This is a genomic window from Shewanella sp. MBTL60-112-B2 (assembly GCF_019655055.1).
Classification (GTDB): domain Bacteria; phylum Pseudomonadota; class Gammaproteobacteria; order Enterobacterales; family Shewanellaceae; genus Shewanella.
In genome coordinates this window covers 1-468 of sequence record NZ_BPFA01000103.1, presented here as the reverse complement: position 1 = coordinate 468, position 468 = coordinate 1, and the positions used below count along the sequence as shown (strand labels likewise).

Below are 468 nucleotides of genomic sequence, written 5' to 3'. Positions count from 1 at the left end.
GCACCTGCGATAGATGTCAGCAATTCAGCCTTAAGGCATTTTGGGGTCAGCAACCAACGAATAGCTTCTGGCTGTAACGGTATTCCACCAAGCTTATCCAGCAAGGATATCTCCTTAAAAATGCGCACCATTGCGGAAGTAAGTACTGGGATCTAATTCGATAAACATTACCGATAGACTTTTAAGTTCCGGATATGCCAAAGTCACAGCCTCACGGATAGTACATTCAACCAATTGGTGCGTATGGGGATCTTTTGGAAACCAAAGCATCTCAACTTGTGTGATACTCAGGTCTGGCATGCCGTCACGATAACTGACACTCGGTACCCAGTCTAATGTAAACCCTTGTTGGTCCACATACAGATCTGAGCTAGGTCACGGAGTAAGCTGCGACTAAGGTCAATAACAGCTGCTTCTGGCAGCCCACGAGACGTAGAGGAATCTCGTATGCCGTCTTCTGCTTGAAAA

Annotated in this window: 1 protein-coding gene; it reads right to left on the bottom strand. The window is 46.4% G+C overall.

Annotation, left to right across the window (positions count from 1 at the left end):
* Positions 1–114: 114 nt before the first annotated feature.
* Positions 115–357, bottom strand: coding sequence for a DUF1904 family protein (locus K5Q73_RS21415; RefSeq protein ID WP_374706900.1), 243 nt, complete (start codon positions 355–357; stop codon positions 115–117).
* Positions 358–468 lie beyond the last annotated feature (111 nt).